Origin of the sequence: Bradyrhizobium sp. JYMT SZCCT0180 (assembly GCF_018130165.1) — a bacterium.
In the GTDB taxonomy this organism is placed as follows: Bacteria; Pseudomonadota; Alphaproteobacteria; order Rhizobiales; family Xanthobacteraceae; genus Bradyrhizobium.
On sequence record NZ_JAFCLZ010000009.1, the window covers coordinates 211,290 to 230,524 of the forward strand.

Below are 19,235 nucleotides of genomic sequence, written 5' to 3' on the forward strand. Positions count from 1 at the left end.
CCATCGCCGCTATGTTCGGCTTGGGGAACGCGGTATTAATACGGGGTAACGAGGCCAATTGCTAATTTCCGGTTACCGAATTGCGGCGTTGCCTAAAGTTTATGTCTGGTGTTTCGGAAGGTTTTGGAATGCGCAAGTTTTCGATGTTTCTGGCATTTTGCGGTATCGCATCTGTCGTTGCCGGCCCGGCGTACGGGCAGGGCGCGCCCAGGCAACAGAAGGCAGTGCCGGCGCCAAGGCCCGCAGCCCAGGCCGAGGCAACGGTGCCGGCGGCAGCGGCGGCGACCGATGAAAAATCCGCCAAAGCGATCGATGGATTCCGTTCTTCGAAATTCGGCATGAACGAGGCGGATGTCCGCGCGGCGATCACCAAGGATTTCGGCGTCAAGCCGGATGCGATCAAGTCGCAGGACAATCCGGCCGAACTGACCCGCAGCGTATTGCTTGCCGTTCCGGACCTGCTGCCGAGCGGCGGGACCGCCGAGGTATCCTACGTGTTCGGCTACAAGTCGAAGACGCTCATTCAGGTCGGCACGGTCTGGTCGAAAGGGACGGATCCGGCGATGACGCCGGAGAAGCTGTTCTCGAATGCCAATATTCTCCGCGCCCACTTCCTGGGCGAAGGCTTCAAGCCCGATACCATCGCCGTCAACACGCCCGTCGCCGGCGGAGTCCTGATGTTTCGCGGCAGCGATGCCAAGGATCGATCGGTGATCCTGCTGCTGCAGGGAACGTTCGAGACCAAGGAAAACAACCAGCGGGTCCTGACCCCGACCGGCCTGCTGCTGTTCTATGTGGCCGACACCAAGAGCCCCGACGTTTTCAAGCTCCCGCCCGGTCAGTTCTGATGTCGTCCCGCTCCGGATCAACCCGACGCATGGCCGCCGGTCGCACGATCTTGTCACCAGCGAAGGTGAGCTGACATGCGTATGCCGCTCTCAGCCAGAAGCGAGGGTGGTCTGACGTTACGCAGGTTCTCGCGCCTGCGTTTCGTCTCGTTGATCTGCATCGCGCAGATGACGATCCTGCCGTTGCTCGGCACGGGTCTTCAGGCGCAGACGGCCAACGTGATCATTCCCGACGGTCGCACCGGAACGAGCCTGCAGACGTCGGGCAATGTCACCAACATCACCACGACCACCGTATCCGGCGCCAACGCGTTTAACTCGTTTTCGCAGTTCGGCGTGGGGCAGGGCAACACCGTCAACCTGCAGGTGCCCAACGGCAGCCAGAACCTGATCAATATCGTCAGGGACGCGCCGGCTTACGTCAACGGCACGCTCAACTCCTATCAGAACGGCAAAATCGGCGGCAATGTCTATTTCGCCGATCCCTATGGCTTCGTGGTCGGCAAGACCGGCGTCGTCAACGTGGGCAGCCTGAACGTTTCCACGCCGTCGAAGGAATTCACCGACAGCATCATCGGCGCCTCCGGGCAGATCAACAATGCTGCCGTAAGCAGCCTGATGAACGGCTCATTCCCGATATCGCCGGACGGCAACATCCGGATTCTCGGCCGTATCAACGCCGCGGACGGCGTCCGGCTTACGGGCCAGAACGTCTTCGTCGGCGGTGCCAGGAGCCAGCGCGAGCGTGTCAACCACGAACACGCTTCCAAATTCGCGGCCTCGGTCAATTCCAAGGGCCTGCGCAGCGCCAGCGCGATCACCGTCCGCAACGGATCGATCCATATTGGCGCGGTCAACAATGCAACCATCTCCGGACGGCTGACGGCGCGCAGCCGCACCACAACGCCGAGCACGATCACGGTCACTGCCGGAAGCAATATCCAGCTCGGCAAGAACGCCAGCCTGAGCACCGCCGCCACCAAGGCGGGCGACGCCGGCAACATCACGTTGAAGACCACCGGCGACCTGACCGTGAAGAGCGGCGCCCGGATCAATGCCAGTTCCGCCAAGGGTAACGCGGCTGTCGTTGATTTCAGCGCCGACGGCATCGTCAGCATCGACAGCGGCGTCAAGGTCAACCTTGCCGCGCCTAACGGTAATGCCGGCAAGCTGATCCTCGATCCGACGGATATCGTCGTCGGCGCAGCCACCGGCGTCGCCGGTGTCAACATGTCGAATGCTACCGTCGCCGCCGCGATCTCCGCGCTCAACGGCACCGGAACGTTCACGCTTCTGGCGAGCAACTCGATCACGATCAATGGAAACGGCGTCGTCGACGGCGGGACCGCCGTCAATGTGACGTTGAATGCGCCGACGCTGAACCTGCTGGCGGGCAGCTATGTCAGGGGCGATACTGTTGCTCTGACTGCCAACGTTTCGGGTGGCCAGATCAATATCAATGCGGCCAGCAATGGCGGCGCTCAGGTTTTGACCAACACGGCACTGCAGATCACTGCATCGCGGGTCGTCCTCTCCAGCGCCGCCAACATGATCGTCGGCAACGGCAGCACGAGCACCAACACCGGCGCGGCCGGCTTTGTCTCCAATGCCACGATCTCCCGCTACGCTGGCGTACTAGGCGGCGGCGCCACTCTCTCGCTCAGCGCATCGTCGCAGATCACCGTCGACTCCACTGGTATTGTCGACGGCCGCCGGATGAACGGCGCCGTTTCGAACGCACATTCGGTGGAAAACATCGTATTGAGCGCGCCGACGATCAACATTGACAACGGCGGGCAGGTTCTTGCGCAGGCGGTCAATGCCGGCGGCACCAGTTTTACCTCCGGCCGGGTCATCATGAACGCCTTCGGCGCGGGTTCGGGTTTGAAGATTTCGGGCACGGTCAAGGGTGCATTCCTTGGCTTCAGTACGGACCAGGCCTCGATCACCGTGGGATCGACGGCCGTTATCATTGCCGATCCGACCCGTGTCGTTAATTTTAGCGGGCCAGCGATCACCGTAACCACCGGCGCGAGCATCACCGGCAGCACCGTCGGCTTCTTCTTCAACCAAAGCGCGCTGACGGTCGGTGGCGCCTCGCTTACCGGGGGCAACGTACTCGCCAACAACGGCCAGGCCGGCCAGTTGTCGAATGCGATGATCGCCAAATACATCGCGGCGGTAAACGGCTCCGCAACGTTGTTGCTGTCGGCTCAGGCCAACACGCTGAATCTGAACGCCGATGCGGTGATTAACGCCGGCAGCACGATGAAGGTCGCGCTGCAGGCCCGTACGCTCAACGTCACGTCGGGCGCACAGATCACCGCGGGCGCCGCCGCGTTTGCCTTCGACCAGGACAACGTCATCATCGGCAGCTCGGCCGATCCCAGTGCCGGGAGCGCCGGGTTCGTCAACAACACCCAGATCGCCTCGTTGATGCTGGCGCTTTCCGGAGCCAGCGGATTCGAGATATCGGCGAACAATTCGATCACCCTGAACGCAACCGCCGTCATCGATTCACGTTCACTGAACGCCTCGCAGAATTCGCAGGCCAACTCGCGGGACGTCACGTTGAGCGCGCCGACGATCACGATGGCCCAGGGATCGAAGATCCTTGCTCAAGCCGTCAATTTCGGTGGCTCGACCTTCACCAGCGGTGCCGTCACGCTCAACGCGACCGCGAGCGACAACCGGTCATCCGGCCACGCGAGCGCGACGACGGGCATTACGATCGACGGCCAGATCACGGGCGGGGCGATCAACATCAGCGCAACGTCGGAGGCCGTATCAAGTTTCTCGAGCAACATCGTGTCCGATTTTGCAGTTCTCGGACAAGCCATTCCAGGTTTGATCCTGGGCCTCAATGGTGGATATGTCGCCGCAAGCGCGACGGCGAATGTTGCCATCAACAGTCACGCAAACATTACCGGCACCGGCAATGTTACGATCAGCGCGAATGGCAAGGAGGTCGCCGAAGATCCCGTCATCGCCAGCACCTTGCTTGGTCTCTCGCCCGTTGGCGCAGGCGTGGTCGTCGGCACCCTCTCAGGAAACGTTTCGACCAATGTCGCATCCGGCGCGACGATCAGCGCCGGCGGCAGCCTGAACATCAACGCCATCAACGATGCGACGCTCAAGGTTTCCGCGGTGGCTGCGACCACCAGCGCACTCGTCGTTGCGACCGTCGCCTATTCGGAGGCCAACGTCACGACGACGGCGAACGTCGCGACCGGCGCTAACCTGACGGTCGGCACGGCGAGTGGGTCGACCGGCGGCTTCGCGCTGCGCGCGCTGAACAACAACAGTTTCTCGACGTCAGCGACGTCGGTAGCCCTCAGTACCCCGGCGCTGAATGGCGGCGTTGGCGGCGCGGTAGCCATCAGCAATGCCACCACGACCGCGACGGCGACGCTCGGCGCATCGCTCGGCACCTTCGCAAACCGAATGGTCGGCTCCGTGCTGGTCGAGGCCACATCCAACACCCAGTCAAACTCGACCATGGCCTCGACTACGGTCGGCACGCCGGCATTGATTGGAGCCCTGCAAGGTGCGCTGCTTCCCAGCGCTACGGCGCCTGCCAATTTGTTCTTGCTGCAGATGAGCACGCTGTTCCAGTCGGACCTGGGTCTCAAGGCGGCGGCTGCGTTGTCGGTCGCGAATAGTACCCAAAACGCAACGGCGGCGGTCGCGCAAAATCCGAGCGGCGGTGCGCCATCGATTTACTCGACCGGAAATGTCGCCGTCGTCAGCAACGTGATCGACATCGGCGTCCGCAGCAATTCGACGGCCTCTGCGATTGCCTCAAGCTTCCCCGGCGGTACGCCGGAACCCACCGCCGTCAGTGCGGCGGTGGCATGGGGCAAATTCACGCATAATTCGAATGCCTATATCGGTGCCGGTACCTTGATAGACGCACCGAATATCGGCGTGACGGCGAACACCTATATGCCGATCACCAATACCTGGCTGAAATGGGCCGGCCTTGGCGAGGTGTTGAGCCACCTCAACGGCACGCTCGGCGTCGGCGGCAACATCCTGACCAGCTACGCCAACTCGAGCGCGACTGCGGGTGAGACCGTCGCGATCGCCGGTTCGGCATGGGTCGCGACGGGCGCAAGCCTGAACGCGACCTGTACTATCGCGGTTTGCGGTAGTGGCTCGTGGTCGGTGCCGCTTAACAGCGGCGACACACAGGATTTCAGCGCGAACCTGACCATCGCTGCAAATACGACAACGAACTCTATCAATGCCGCCGGCAATACCGGCGCGCTCGGTCTCGGCTGGGGTAGCTCGTCAGGCGGCTCCTCGCTGGGAGGTGCGCTCAATCTCGTCCTGTTTACCAGCAATACCATTGCCGGCGTGGCTTCCGGCGCCTCACTCGGTGCGGCCAACAAAATCGCCGTCGAGGCGGCGACGACCGACCAATTCTTCGGTGTGGCGCCGACATCGGGCAAGGCTGCGGGCGCCCTGGTACTGAATGGGATCACGTCGATCGCGCTGGTCGACAACACCACGCACGCATCGATTGGGCAGGGAGCCCATGTGTCTGCGCCGACGGTCAATATTCACGCGGCCCAGGAACTTTCGATGATTTCTCTGGCCGGCGCGTTCTCGGCCGGCGCCGGCTCCGCTGTCGGCATAGCGGTCGCCTATCTCGGTGCGAACACCGACACCGCCGCCTACATCGGTGACAACCGTTGGGATATCAGGTCGGGTCCGTTCATCGACAATGATCGCTTCTCGGGTAACGGCGGTGGAAACGGCACAGTCGCCGCCAACACCCTCGCGCTTAGCGCGACTACCGCAGGCCGCATCACCGCCGCTTCAATCGCGGCCGCGATAACAAGTCCGACATTTTCCAGCTTTGCCAACAAGGCGGAAGCCGTAACCGACGCCGCCACCGGAGGAACCGCTGGCATCGCTACCGGTGCGAGCAAGGTCAGCCAGAAATCAGGGACCTCACCCGATGGCTTCAGCATCGACGTGGCCGGAAGTTCGTCGGTCAGCGATGTCAGCATGGGTACCAGCGCCTTTATTTCCGGTGTGACGGTCAACCGTTTCGATGCGTCGAGCACCACGGCCAGGACGCTGGTTCAGGCGCTCAACGACACTGTACTGAACAACGGATCGGGATCTGCTTCGGCCAACCTCGCCGGAAGCGGTTCGCCGAGCAGCCTCGCGATAGGCGGTGCGATTGCCTCCGCGATGTCGAACAACGCAACTCTGGCCTATATCGATAACACGACCATCAATAACCACAGGTCGGTGTCGGTGCAGGCACTGAACGGCGGCGAGCAAACCGTCGTGGCCATTGCCATCGCCGGATCGCAGGGGGGCAATGCCGCCGCGGTATCGGCTTCTGTCGGCATTATCACTGACAGCGCGAATGCCTATATTCAAAACTCCACCATTAACGGCGTCAGCGGCGGCACTTCGCGCTCGGTCGAGGTGGACGCGTATCAAACCAGCAATATCGCGATCGGTGGCGGCTCGTTGTATATGGCGGGCGGCAAGGGCGGCATCGGCGTCACGATGACCTACGCCTCCATTGGCGATCCGACGGGCGGCAAGGCCGCCGACGCGCATATACGCTCGACGTCGATCAACAATTACGACACGCTTACCGTGCTGTCGGATAACGCCGGCGTCATCGCGGCGGGCGGAGCATCCGGCGGAGTCGGAGGCAACGGTCTTGGCGGCGCCATCGTCGTCTCCGAGATCACCTCATCGACGACCGCCTATATCAGCAGCAGTGCCACCGTAAACATCAATGTCACCGGCGCCGTCGTTGTGACCGCTGATAGTGTGGCTATCTCGGCGCTCGACAACGCGCTGTCTGATCTGGTGAGAGAGTCGAACAACAATCAACTCGCATCATCCAATTGCGGAACCAGTGGCAGCCCTCAAACCTGCGTTGATTTCAGCTACGCGGCTCTAAATGGTGGCACAACGGGTACGCCACAGGCACCCGGCGCCGCCATCATTTCGATTGCCGGTTTGATCCAGGTTGGCAAGAACAATGTTGGCGCGTCGATCGTATACGACGATATCGCGACGACACATTCAGCCTACATCGCGGGCGTGCTGCTGACCTCAAGCAGTGGCTCCGTCTCGGTGACTGCGACCGACTCGTCGGAGATCCAGTCCGTTGCAATCGGTGTTGGTGGCGGAAACGGCCAGTTCTCGGGCCTGGCCGGGATGACCATCAGTTCGATTGGTAACACGGTTTCGGCGACCGTTGGCAACGCGCAGTCGAACACCACGAATTCGACTATTACTTCGACAATTCTCTTTGTGATCGCGGAGGATACCTCGAAAATTACCGGGACTGCGGCCGTGGCCGGCGTGTCGACGGGAGGCAGCGCCGCTGGCCTTGCCATTGTCTACAGCGACATCTCGAACAATGTGAGCGCCGGAATAACGGGCTCCAAGGTGGTTTCGAGCGGTCGCGTTGCCGTCGCAGCCGAATCGGTCGCCGCGATTTCGACAGTTGCTGTCGGTGTCGCCTTGTCGTCACAGCTCGGTCTGGCCGGATCGGTCGCCACTAATCTGATGGGCACCAATGTCACAGCCAGCATTTCCGGCGGTGCCGACGTCATCGGCGAGAACAGCGTTGCCGTGCTGGCGACCAACACCGACAACGCTGCGGTCTTCGCCGGCGCCTTTGCGATCTCGAAGGGCTCGGCCGGGGGCGCAGGCTCGCTCGTCACCAACAAGATCACCGGCAACACGTCGGCCTATATCAGCGGCGCGGACACCAAGGTCGATGCCCGCGGCACCAGCTCGTCGGACACCGTGTCGGTCAACAGCGGCACACTCCGGTATGGGCTCGATCTCGGTGCGTTCAGCGCTCCGACCGACGACACGCCCGACCTGAGCGAGGCGCGTGAGAATGTGCGGGGCCTTTCGGTCGTCGCCAGTTCGCACCAGGCGGTCGTCGCCAACGTGGCCAGCCTTGCCGCGAGCAGCGGCGTTTCGATCATGATCAACCCGATCGTCAACGTGATGTCGGGCTCGACCAAAGCCTATATCGACAGCGCCAGCATCGACACCCGCCTGACCAGTTCCACGTTGCTGCCGCAAATCAACGTCGCCGCCAGCAGCATGTCTTACTCCGGCACCTTCGGTCTCGGCATCGTGGCGCCGACCGGCACCGCGGGCGGCGGCGCGACCATCATCAGCACGACGATGTCGCGCGAAACGTTCGCCTATATCACCAACGCCGAAGTCGGCGGCACGGCCAACGTTGGCGGCGTGGTTTCTCCGACGGTCGGTGCGGTCACGGTCAAGGCCAATGCCGAGCAGCACGCGTCCTCCGTCGCGGTCGGCTTCAACAGTGGTTCGGTCGGGCTCAACGTCTTCAATGCCACCACGCAAGCCTATGTCGATGGCGGCTCCCTGACCGCCTCGTCACTGTCGGTCAAGGCCAAGAACAGCACGGGTATTGCGTCCGCCAACGGCTCCGGCGCCTATGGCAGCAATGTTGCGATTGGAGCGGCGTTCCTGGTCCAGGTCAGTTCGAACAAGACCCTGGCTTATATCGGCGATGAGTTCCACTACCGGGGCAACAGCGCGGCGCATACGACGGCACTGCAATTGACCGGCGCGCTCGAGGTCGACGCAAGAACGGTCAACGATTTCCAGGCGTTTTCGGTTGGCGGCGCGATCTCGACCGGCGGCGGGGCTGTCGCCGGCATGGCCAACATCGAGATCGCCAACAACGTCACGATTGCCGGCATCTACGACACCACGCTGACGTCCCCGACCGGCACCACTGCGGGCGCGGTTACGGTGAACGCCAACGAGGAAGTCTACATCCGGGAGATCGCGGGCGCGCTGTCGGTTGCGACCGGCGGGGTCGGCGTCGGCGCTGCCGCCAACGTGCTGGTGTTCAAGAGCCAGACCACCGCAGAGACCCGCAACAGCAATTTGAACTCGTCCGGGGCGATCAACGTCAACGCCCAGAGCATCAAGGAAGTGCAGTCCTACGCCGTGACCGTGGGCGCCGGCAGCTCGGTCGGCATTGGCGCGGCGATTGGCGTCATCCTGATCGGCACCAACACGGCCGACGCCGACACGCAGGGCGACCAGACCGGACAGTTCGGCGGCACCATCGCCGCCGCCAACGCCGGAACCAACTCCAGCCAGGGCAGCGGTGCGGTCGCGAGCGGTACAGCCGGCAATCCGAGCGGCGCCAACGCCACCTCGACCTATGACATCAGCACCGTGCTGACCGGCGGCAATGACAGCGTCACGGCGCAGATCGCGGGCGGCAACGTCACCGGCACCCAGGTCAACGTCAACGCCACCAGCGCCAATGCCGCGCAGCAATTCCTGCTCGGCGCCGGCTTCGGCAAGAATGTCGGCATCGGCGCCGGCATCGGCTGGACCAGCGTCAACAGCAGCGTTCTCGCCAATCTGAGCGCCATCGTCTCGGCGCCCACCGTCAGCGTCGCAGCTGTCGTGAAGGATGCCACCACCGGGCCTTACGCGGGCAAGACCGTTGACACCGAATCCATTGCCGGCGGCTTGTCGCTTTACTTCGGCGCCCAGGCGGCCGTGGCGGTCGGCAATGTCAGCAATACCGTGACGGCGCAACTCGGCGGCACGGTGACGGGAACGGGCGCCAACGGCGTCCAGGTGAGCGCGCGCGACACCTCGACCCAGGCGGCAACGGCCGGGGGCGGCAGCGGCGGTATCGCAGCCATCGGCGTTACGATCGCCACCACCGCCAAGTCCAGTTCGGTCGCCGCCAAGATCCTGGATAACGCCAGCGTCAACAGTTCGACCGTTGCCGTCACGGCAACCGAAGGCGGGGCCTTGTCGGCGTCCGCGACGGCGGTCGCCGGCGGTATCGTCTCCGGCACCGGCGCGGCCGCGACCGCGAAAGAAGACTCCACCGTGCTGGCGGAGATCGGCAACAGCGCCGCGATCACCACGTCCGCGACCGGCCTCGGCACCTTGGTATCGGCGTCGGCGACGCCTGACGTCTCGGCGACCTCGCTGGGTGTCGCCGTCGGCGGCGGCGCGATCGGTGTCTCCGTAGCGCTGGCAAATTCGTCGCTCAACGTCACCTCCCGCGTCGGCAACAGTACCACTTTCACCGGAGGCGACGTTTCCGTCACCGCCATGGCGCTGGCGCCGAGCAGCGGCAACGGCATCTATGCCCGTGCGATCGCGGGCGGCGGCGGATCGCTGATCGGCGTCCAGGGCAGCTACGCCGAGACCAGGGAAAACTCGACGGTCAGTGCCTATGGCGGGACCGGGATTACCCTGCCGGACGGTGACTTCATCATCGCCGCCCAGAACGACAGCAACCAGTACGCGACGGCGACGGGTATCGCGGCCGGCTATGTCGCGGCGGGCGCGACCATCAGCAAGGTCACATCCAACGCCACCACGGACGCCTATCTCGGGGTAGGGGCGATCACCACCGCGAACCATATCGGGATCCTGCAGATCACCGCGGTCGGCACCGATAGCCTTGCGTCCAGCGCGACGGCCGGCTCGGGCGGCACCATCGCCGGCGCCGCGGCGGCCGCGCTGATCAACAACACCGCCACGACGCGCGCGAACCTTTACGGCAACGCGGCGACCAATACGCTTTACCTCGGCGGGCTGAATATCCAGGCTCAGCACCAGACAAATTATGCCGGCAATGGCGACGCCTTCCAGGCGTCCTTTGCCGGCGCCAGCGGCGGCAACGCGACCAACAATATCACCTCGACCACGACGGCCGGGGTCGGAACCAACCCGATTGCTGGCGCCGCATCGAACCTGATCATCCATTCCGCCGGCGGCGACATGCTCGTCATCTCCAACGACATCGTCAATCAACTCGGCGGTGGCGCGCGGGCAGGGTCGGGCGGCGTGGCCGCGGGAGCGGCGACAGTGAGTGACGCCCATGTCACCCAGAGGTCGGCCACGAATATCGGCAGCGGCACGATCCTCAGCCTGAACGACGATCCCCTGACATCAACCGCCAAGGTCAACATCGAAGCCTACAACTCGCTGCGCACCGTCGACAGCGTAAGCCTGACCGCGGGCGGCCTGTTTGCCGGCGGCGGCGCCCGGTCCAACATGACGGCGAACGCCTACGCCACGGTCAACATCGACGCGACCGAGATCTTCAGTGCCGGCAATCTCTTCATCGGCACCGCGTCCTCGCTGATCGCGTACAACAACGCCAACGCGAACCTCTACGGCGCGATCACCGGCGCCGGCGCCAGCACGAATACCTCGCTGACCGCGAACCAGACCGTCAACGTCAGTGGCGATACGACGCTGCTGGCCTGGGGCCTGCTCAATCTCACCGCCGGCCAGGCCGGCGACGGCAGCAAGTACAGCCAGGTGAGCGCGAACGCGACCACCGTGGTCTACAACCAGGCCCTGGTCCCGATTACCGCCGTATACAGCGGCACGGCGACGGCGCGCAGCTATACCGACCTGAATATCGCCGGCGGCGCGCAGGTGCTTGGCGTGAACAACGTCTCGCTTGCAGCGACCAAAGGCGCCGTATCAGCGAACGGCAGGGGCACCAATTACAATCCATATCTGACGCTGTTCAGCACCGAGAACCACGACAACCACAGCGATGCTACCCAGGGCCGTGGCAACATCTCGCAGAACGGCGTCGTGGTGGCCGGTATCTACAATCAGGAATCGATCCTCATTGCGGTCGGCGCCAACGCGCCGACGCTAACGACGACCAGCCCGTACGCGCTGACCCTCGAACTGGTCTCCGATCCCAATAATTTCAGCACGGTCAAGAAGTACAATCACCAGACTATCCAGTACGCGGTCGTCAACGGGTTCAATCCCTATCAGACCATCGTCTCGCAGATCGCCACGTTGAGCGGGCTGTCGACGGCGGACGTGCAGACGGTGCTGTCGGGTACCAATCCCACCATCACGATCGCTAATGCCAATGATCCGACCGGCGATATCCAGCGCCAGGTCAACACGCTGATCCAGCAGGCGCCGTTCGCCGCCAACGTCGCCGGCGCATCGATCGCGCTCGGCGATATCATGGTCTCGGGCGGCAACGTCTCGATCCTGGCCGATACGATGAGCGGCACGCAGGTGGCCGGAAAGGCCGCACCGCGGGTCTCGTCCCGCGACTCCGTCTCGATCAACATCGAGAACCAGGGCCTGAACTTCATGTCGGTGTCGAGGATGACGGTGACTGGCGTCAGCGGTGGTCACAATGTCTTTACGGGTGCGGCGACCGACGCCACGTCGCCCGGCATCACATTCCAGCAGGATCTGACTGGCTCGACGCCGGTCGTCACCGTAAACGCCAGCTATAACCGCAAGGACCCGAACACCGGCCTCGGCGTCGATCTGAACGGGATCCCGCTGACCAAAACCCCCGACATCTACTTCAACGGTGAGGTCACCAACCTCAACGGCCTGCTCAACATCTCCAACGCGCTTGGCAACGTGGTCGCATCGAAGACCTACAACGCGGCGACGATCCAGGTGGTGGTCCCGAACGGCACCTTCACGTTCAATGGCGGGGTCGGCAGCATCTACAACACCAATGGCGTCGTGTCGTCGCAGTGGGCTGGTGTCCAGTTCAGGCCCACCGACACGCTGACCGCCGTCATGACGGCGGCGACGTGGCTCGGAACGTACGGCCAATACGTTCCAGGCGAGGTCTATATTGCCGGCAACGGCACCTACAAACCGTATACGCATTATTGCTGCAACGGCGGCAGCGGCAGCGCGGCTGCTGTTCCGAACAGCGTGGTGTTCACGGCGCGCATGCTCAACCTGTTTTATGACGGCCTTTCGCTTTACTCGGCGATCTTCCTGCCGGCAGGCGAGGGCATTCCTGGAAACCTCGCTCAGATCGAGGGAGCCAATCCTGCCATCGTTTCGACCAGGCCCTGGGAGAAGAGCACCTATGACGGTCAGACGGTGTATGGTGACAACGGAAGCCCGTTCCATTGCTTGGGCTGCGCAGCCTTCTTCCAGGTCATCAACATCCAGTCCGCGGCGGTGACGCCAGTAACCGCTGCGACGACCCTCACGGCGGCGGCGCCCAACGCGTTTGCCATCGGCAAAGCGATCATCCTGTCGGCGTCGGTGCTCAACGTCAACGGAACCATCCAGAGCGGACAGAGCAGCAATTACTCGGTCAGTCTCGGCACCAACGCCAGGAACGTCATCGACAGCCTGCGCGCCGACTCGCTGGCAGGCCTGTCGCTCGCCCAGGCCCGGAGCAATGCGGAGCACGGCAGTTATCTCGATCTGACCCCATACCTGAACATAGTGAACGGCGGCGACGTGCCGGTCGGCGCGCGTTACAATGTGCTGACCGACCAGATCGTGCTGAACAGCGTGGTGCAGGGCACCGGTGGCTATGTCTACCTGAACGGCCGGATCATCAGCACGTCCACGAGCGGCACTCCGCAGGGCAACATCATCGTCAATGGCGGCGCCGGCACGATCACCGTCAACAACACGACTGGAACGACGCTTGTCACCAACACGATCAACACCGGGGTCAGCGCCGCAAGCGTGATCCAGATCGTCGACCAGCTCAAGCAGCAGACCACCTGGTACGTCTACAATGCGGCGGCACCGGGCGGACAGCAGGTCAGCACCTATCGGACCGCAGGCGTCAACGCGAGCGGTTACAATTCGGGGATGTTGGTCGGACTCAGCGGAACCTCGGGCGTGGTCTACCAGCCGCTGGCCAACCAATATTATCAATGGGTCGACACCGCGACGCTGACGCGTCCCGTCACCAGCACTGCCGCCGACTATGGCTGGACCTTCAGCGGCGTCTCGGCCAACTCGCCGACCTATCCCTACACACAGACCACGAGCCTCGTCTCGAACGTGCAGCAGGTCGTCAATGGCGTTGCGACCGGACAGTTGCAGACCGCCAACTTCCAGGAAGTCATCACGGCGACCGGCGAGTACCACTCAAACAACTTCAACACCGGCAGCGGTGCATGCTGCGGCAGCCTCAAGCAGTACGATTGGTTCCAGCAGATCTACCACCGTCTGACCTTGACGTTGACGAACACTGTCAAGGCTTCCTACGACATCGGCATTCACTTCAACGGCGGCGGCTCAAGCTCGGTGGCGGTGACATCCGACGCCAGCATCGTGATCAACGGGCCGATCAACAATCTGCAGGGCGCGACGACCATCACCGCGACGGGCGCCAATTCGTCCATTACGGTCGGTGCGACCGCCAATAATCCGTTGATTTCCGGAACCAACGTGACGCTGACTGCGCCCGGCGGCATCGGCTCGCTCGCCGGGTCAAAGACTCCGGTACCGGTACAGGTCTATGGCGGCAGGCTGAACGCAACATCGATCGACCGTGACATCGCCATTGCCGCGCAGGGATCGCTGCTGATCGGTCAGGTGAAGGCCAATTCGGCGACCCCGGGCAGCGCGCCGCAAGGAAGCATATTCCTGTCGGCGACCGGCGACATCAATTCGGGTTCGCCCTACAATTTCGCCAACCCGGTCGTGGTCGGCAAGTCGATCGAGATCAATTCGACGGGCGGCGCGATCGGTGCGATTTCAAGCGTCAGCAACGGCGCGACCGTCCTGACCAACGTCAATCCGCTGGTGGTCCAGGCCACCGGAGCGACTCTGGTCAACGGCAGTGTCGACGGCGGGGTTCTCGACAGCACTTCCTCGACCGGTACCTATATCGTGCAATCGACCGGCGATCTCAGGCTCGGCAAGGTTTCATCCGGAGGCGCGGTCTTCCTGGCGGCCGCCGCATCCGATGGTCACACCGCCAACATCCTCAACGGCCTGTCGGCCGGCGGATTGACCGCCGAGCAGAGCGCGCACCTGCAGAGTGTCTGGACGGATCTGAACCTGGTGAGCGGCTCTGCTGCGGCCTCCGTCACCGCCTACGAGTCGATGATCAAGGCGGCCTACAACGACTATTGGCAGCTGCGTAATCTGGCCTTCGCCGACGGCAATACCTACGCGCTCACGACGCTCGGCACCACCGTGCTCAAGGCCCAGGTCGCGGCCAAGCTCGGCATCGATCCCGCTGATGTCACGACCACCCAGATGATGACCGAGGCGACGACGCGCTTCGAGAGGGCAGAGTATCTGCTCGGCATCAAGACCGCGGCCCAGCTCTCGAATTCGCTCACGACGCTGTTCGGCGCCAACCTTGCCTCGAATGCAAGCCTGCAGGCAGCGCCGGATCTGACCGTGTCGCTCACGGCCTACAACCCGAATTTCAGTTATTCGCTGTCGACCAGTTCGACGCTTTACGCAACGATCACGTCGGGTTCGCAGTGGACGCAAGACCAGCTCAAATACACCGTGAGCGCCGCGGCCAATCCGGCCACCGCAGTGGCGCCGGCGCCGATCGGCGAACTCACGCCCGCGAACGTCAGCGGCCGGCAGGTCATGCTGTATGCGCCAAACGGCTCGATCGGCAACCTGGCCAGACCTGAGAACTTCTCCTTCACCAGCAGCACAGGTTCCTCGACGTTGTCGGACGTGCAGAAGGCCCTGCTGGCCTCGGCCGGTCCGTCGCAATTGACGGTGACGCCGACGACCGACCCGGTGACCGGTGTCATCACGTATAATGTGAGCGTCTCGCAACAGAGCTACGTCGTTCTGAACCCGCTCGACGCCGTTGCCGCCAAGGTGCAAAGCGATATCTATCTGGCCAGCAAGTCCGACTTGAAGCTGGGTGGCATTGCCAACGCAACGTTCGGTCCAATTGCGGCGGCACGGACCAACGGCGTGCAGATCGTGGGTGTCGGCGACGTCAAGCTCGATGCCGTCGGCAACATTTTCGCGGGCATTGCCAATCAGCCGGTGATCTCCGGCAACATCAGGGATCTCACCCTGATCTCGGAAACCGGCAACATCGGTCAGGCGCCTGCGGCCGGAACCAACCCGGCGAACAATCCGAACGCCCTTCAGATCGCTTTCGCCAACCCGTCGACCAACCAGCTCGACCAGGTCGTGGCGGCGCAGGGCGGCATCTATCTGAAACAGACCACCGGCGATCTCGTCCTCGGCAACGTCACCGCCGCTGGTGCGATCCAGTTCGCGGCGACCGGCAGCATTTACGCCCAGCCGCAGTTTACCGACCGTACCACAGTCCATATTGCGGGCGCGTCGCTGGACGTGCGCGCCGGTGGCAATGTCGGCTTCAACGGCACCACGGCCCAGCCGCTCCAGGTCAAGATATCCGGTGCGATCACCGGCACTTCGGCCGGCGCCATGACGATCCTGGCCCCGTCGGACAACCTGAATATCGGTACGAGCGGAACCTACGGCGGGCTTTCCGCCGGCGGCGCGATGACGCTGCAGACGTCGGTTGGCGCGCTCAATATCAATGCCGACATCACCAGCGACGGGTTGATGCAACTGCTCGCCAATGGCGCGGTGACGTTCACGGCCGGCACCAGCACCGATCCGGTCGTCGCCCAGAGCACCAACGGTGCGGTGACGCTGGCTTCGGCCTCGCTCACCATGGGCGCCTACACCGCCATCAACGCCGCGGGCGTGATCACCGTGGCGAACACGGGGGATGCCACGCTCGGCCAGCTCAACTCGTCGGCGTCCTATGCGGCGGCCGGCAATGCGGCGTCCATCGTGGTTTCGGCCGGCGGCGTCTCCGCAGGCGCGATCCTGAGCAACGCCGACGGCCAGACCAACCTGGTGGCCTCAGGCGCCAACGCCCGGGTCGCGCTCAATGCCAACAGCATCGGGACATCGACGCAGCGGATCACCCTGAACGCGCCATACCTGGCCGCCACGGCGACCGATGGCGGCATCTATATCGGCGCGTTGGCTGACCTCGAGGCGAGCCTGTTGTCGGCCGTCAAGGGTAGCGTGGACGTGCAGGGCAGCGGCAACCTGACGCTCAACAGCGTCCTGGCCGGCACGGCGACCGGCGCCAACGGCACCTTCACCGCGCGGGCAACCACCAGCGGCAGCAACATCGTCGTCGGCACAGCCGCCAGCAGCGGCAGCCAGACGGTTCATGCCGACGGCAACGTGACTTTCAACCAGCTCAGCGCGACGGGCGCCGGCAGCGATCCCGGCGATATCACCGTCAACGCCGATCACGGTTTCGTCCTGGCGCAGACGGTCGTTAACGGCGGCGTCACGACACCGGGTTCGGTTGCAGCCAATGGCTCGGCCTCGCTGACGGCAGCCACGACCATCACCGGCACGACACTGGCCGCCACCACCGGTTCGGCCTCGCTCCAGGCCGCGGGCCTGATCGACTGGGCCACGCTCACCACCGGTACCACACTGGGGATCAACTCGACCGGCAGCAGCATCACGCTCAAGACCGCGCAGAGCGGCGGCAGCCAGACCCTGCACGCCAACCAGAACGTTACGTTCAACCAGCTGGCCGCCACTGGCATCACCGGCGACGTCGGAAACATCAACGTCAATGCCGATAATGGCTTCATCCTGGCAGAGACCGTGGTTGCCGGCGGCGTCACGACGCCGGGTTCGGTCGCAGCCAATGGCTCGGCTTCGTTGACGGCGGCCACGACCATCACCGGTACGACACTGGCCGCGACCACCGGTTCGGCGTCGCTCCAGGCAGCCGGCCTGATCGACTGGACCGCATTGACCGCTGGCACCTCGCTGGGGATCAATTCGACCGGCAGCAGCATCACGCTCAAGACCGCGCAGAGCGGTGGCAGCCAGACCCTGCACGCCAACCAGAACGTGACGTTCAATCAGCTGGCCGCCACCGGCATCACCGGCGACGTCGGAAACATCAACGTCAATGCCGACAACGGCTTCATCCTGGCGGAGACCGTCGCGGCCGGCGGCGTCACCACGCCGGGTTCGGTCGCGGCCAATGGCTCGGCTTCGCTGACGGCAGCCACGACCATCGCCGGCACAACGCTGGCGGCGACGACCGGTTCGGCCTCGCTCCTGGCCGCCGGCCTGATCGACTGGACCGCTCTGACGGCAGGTACGACGCTGGGGGTCAATTCGACCGGCAGCAGCATCATGCTTGCCTCAGCACAGAGCGGCGGTACGCAAACGCTGCACGCCAGGCAGAACGTGACGTTCAACCAGCTCACCACCAGCGGCATCACAGGTGACGCGGGGAACGTCAACATCAACGCCGATACCGGCAAGCTAGCCGGCGGCTCGATCAATGCCCATGGTTCCGCCAGCCTGATCGCGGCGACCAGCAACACCGGCAACAACCTCACGGCCGTTACCGGCGGCGCGTTGCTGCAGGGAACGCTGATCGACTGGACCAACCTCAACGTTGCCGGCGCACTCGGCATCACCGCGACGGCGAACGGGATCACGCTGGGAACGGCGATTAGCGGCGGCACCCAGACTTTGCAGGCGCAAGGCGACATCGTCTTCAAGCAGCTGACTGCCAATGGCATCCCCGGCGATGCCGGCGACGTCAATCTGAGCTCCAGCTTCGGGTCAATCCTGGGCGGATCGGTCTATGCCAATGGCGACACCCGTTTCGATACGTCGGGCTCGATCAGCCTCGATCAGATCCGGGGCAATACGGTAGCGCTGTCCGCGCCTGGCGACCTCACCATCAAGTGGGTTGGCGTCGTCAAGCGACTGGATCTCGCCGCCAACACCATCAACGTCGTCGGCGGGCAAATTCCATCGACGCCGTCGATCCCGCTGATCATGAACGTCACCGGTTACAAAGGCGGCGTCGCGACCTCGGCCAATCTCAACATCGATCCGGACACGATCATCGTGAACCAGTTCAGGGTCGTTGACGCGAACTTCGTCACCGATGCGCCGAACGTCACGGTCGTCAACGGCTTCGTGCCGGGCCAACTGATGCTGACGACGCTGACCCAACGGATCCTGCTGGATAACCGTTCGCCGGCGCCGTCGAACTGGGCGACGCTGCAGCTCTACCAGCCGGGCGGCGTGTTCACGATGAGCCACAACGGTAACGCCAACGTCACCGACAGCTACGTAGTCCTCTACAATGGCGACATCTCGGCGACCGTGACCAACTACGTGGGTTCGCACGCCTGCTGCAGCAGCTTCACCGGCTCGATGGCGATCCGCAACATCGCGAACGACGCCGAGGGCACGGAAACGCTCAACACCTCGTTGGCGCAAAAGAGCGGCGCCGAAACGTTCTACCTGCTTGGCCTTGCCGGAAACGCGAGACTGGAGGCGCTGCTCACCCCGAAGCCGGTTGAGGTGATCGGATCGGGACCGGCTGTGAATATTGAGGGGCTTACGGAAGCCAGGAAGCTTCGGCAGCTCCAGCGTGAAGGCCGCAAGAATAACCGTCCGAGCTGGAACAGCACCGGGCTTGATGGACGCGCAAAAGGGAATGCCAATCGGTTCGCGGATGCCAGGGAGAATGGCAATCCGGTAGTTCAGTTCTAAGGCGACAGGTTT

General features: G+C 63.5%; 2 protein-coding genes. Both read left to right on the plus strand.

The genetic code is table 11. The annotated features are described in order from the left end of the window. Window positions 1-128: 128 nt before the first annotated feature. The gene (locus tag JQ641_RS15730; protein WP_211996849.1) at window positions 129-848 is read left to right on the plus strand and encodes a hypothetical protein; all 720 of its coding nucleotides are present in this window, start codon (window positions 129-131) and stop codon (window positions 846-848) included. A gap of 75 nt (window positions 849-923) precedes the next feature. Next, window positions 924-19,223, plus strand: a complete 18,300-nt coding sequence (locus JQ641_RS15735; protein ID WP_211996850.1) for a leukotoxin LktA family filamentous adhesin — start codon at window positions 924-926, stop codon at window positions 19,221-19,223. The last annotated feature ends 12 nt before the right edge of the window (window positions 19,224-19,235 follow it).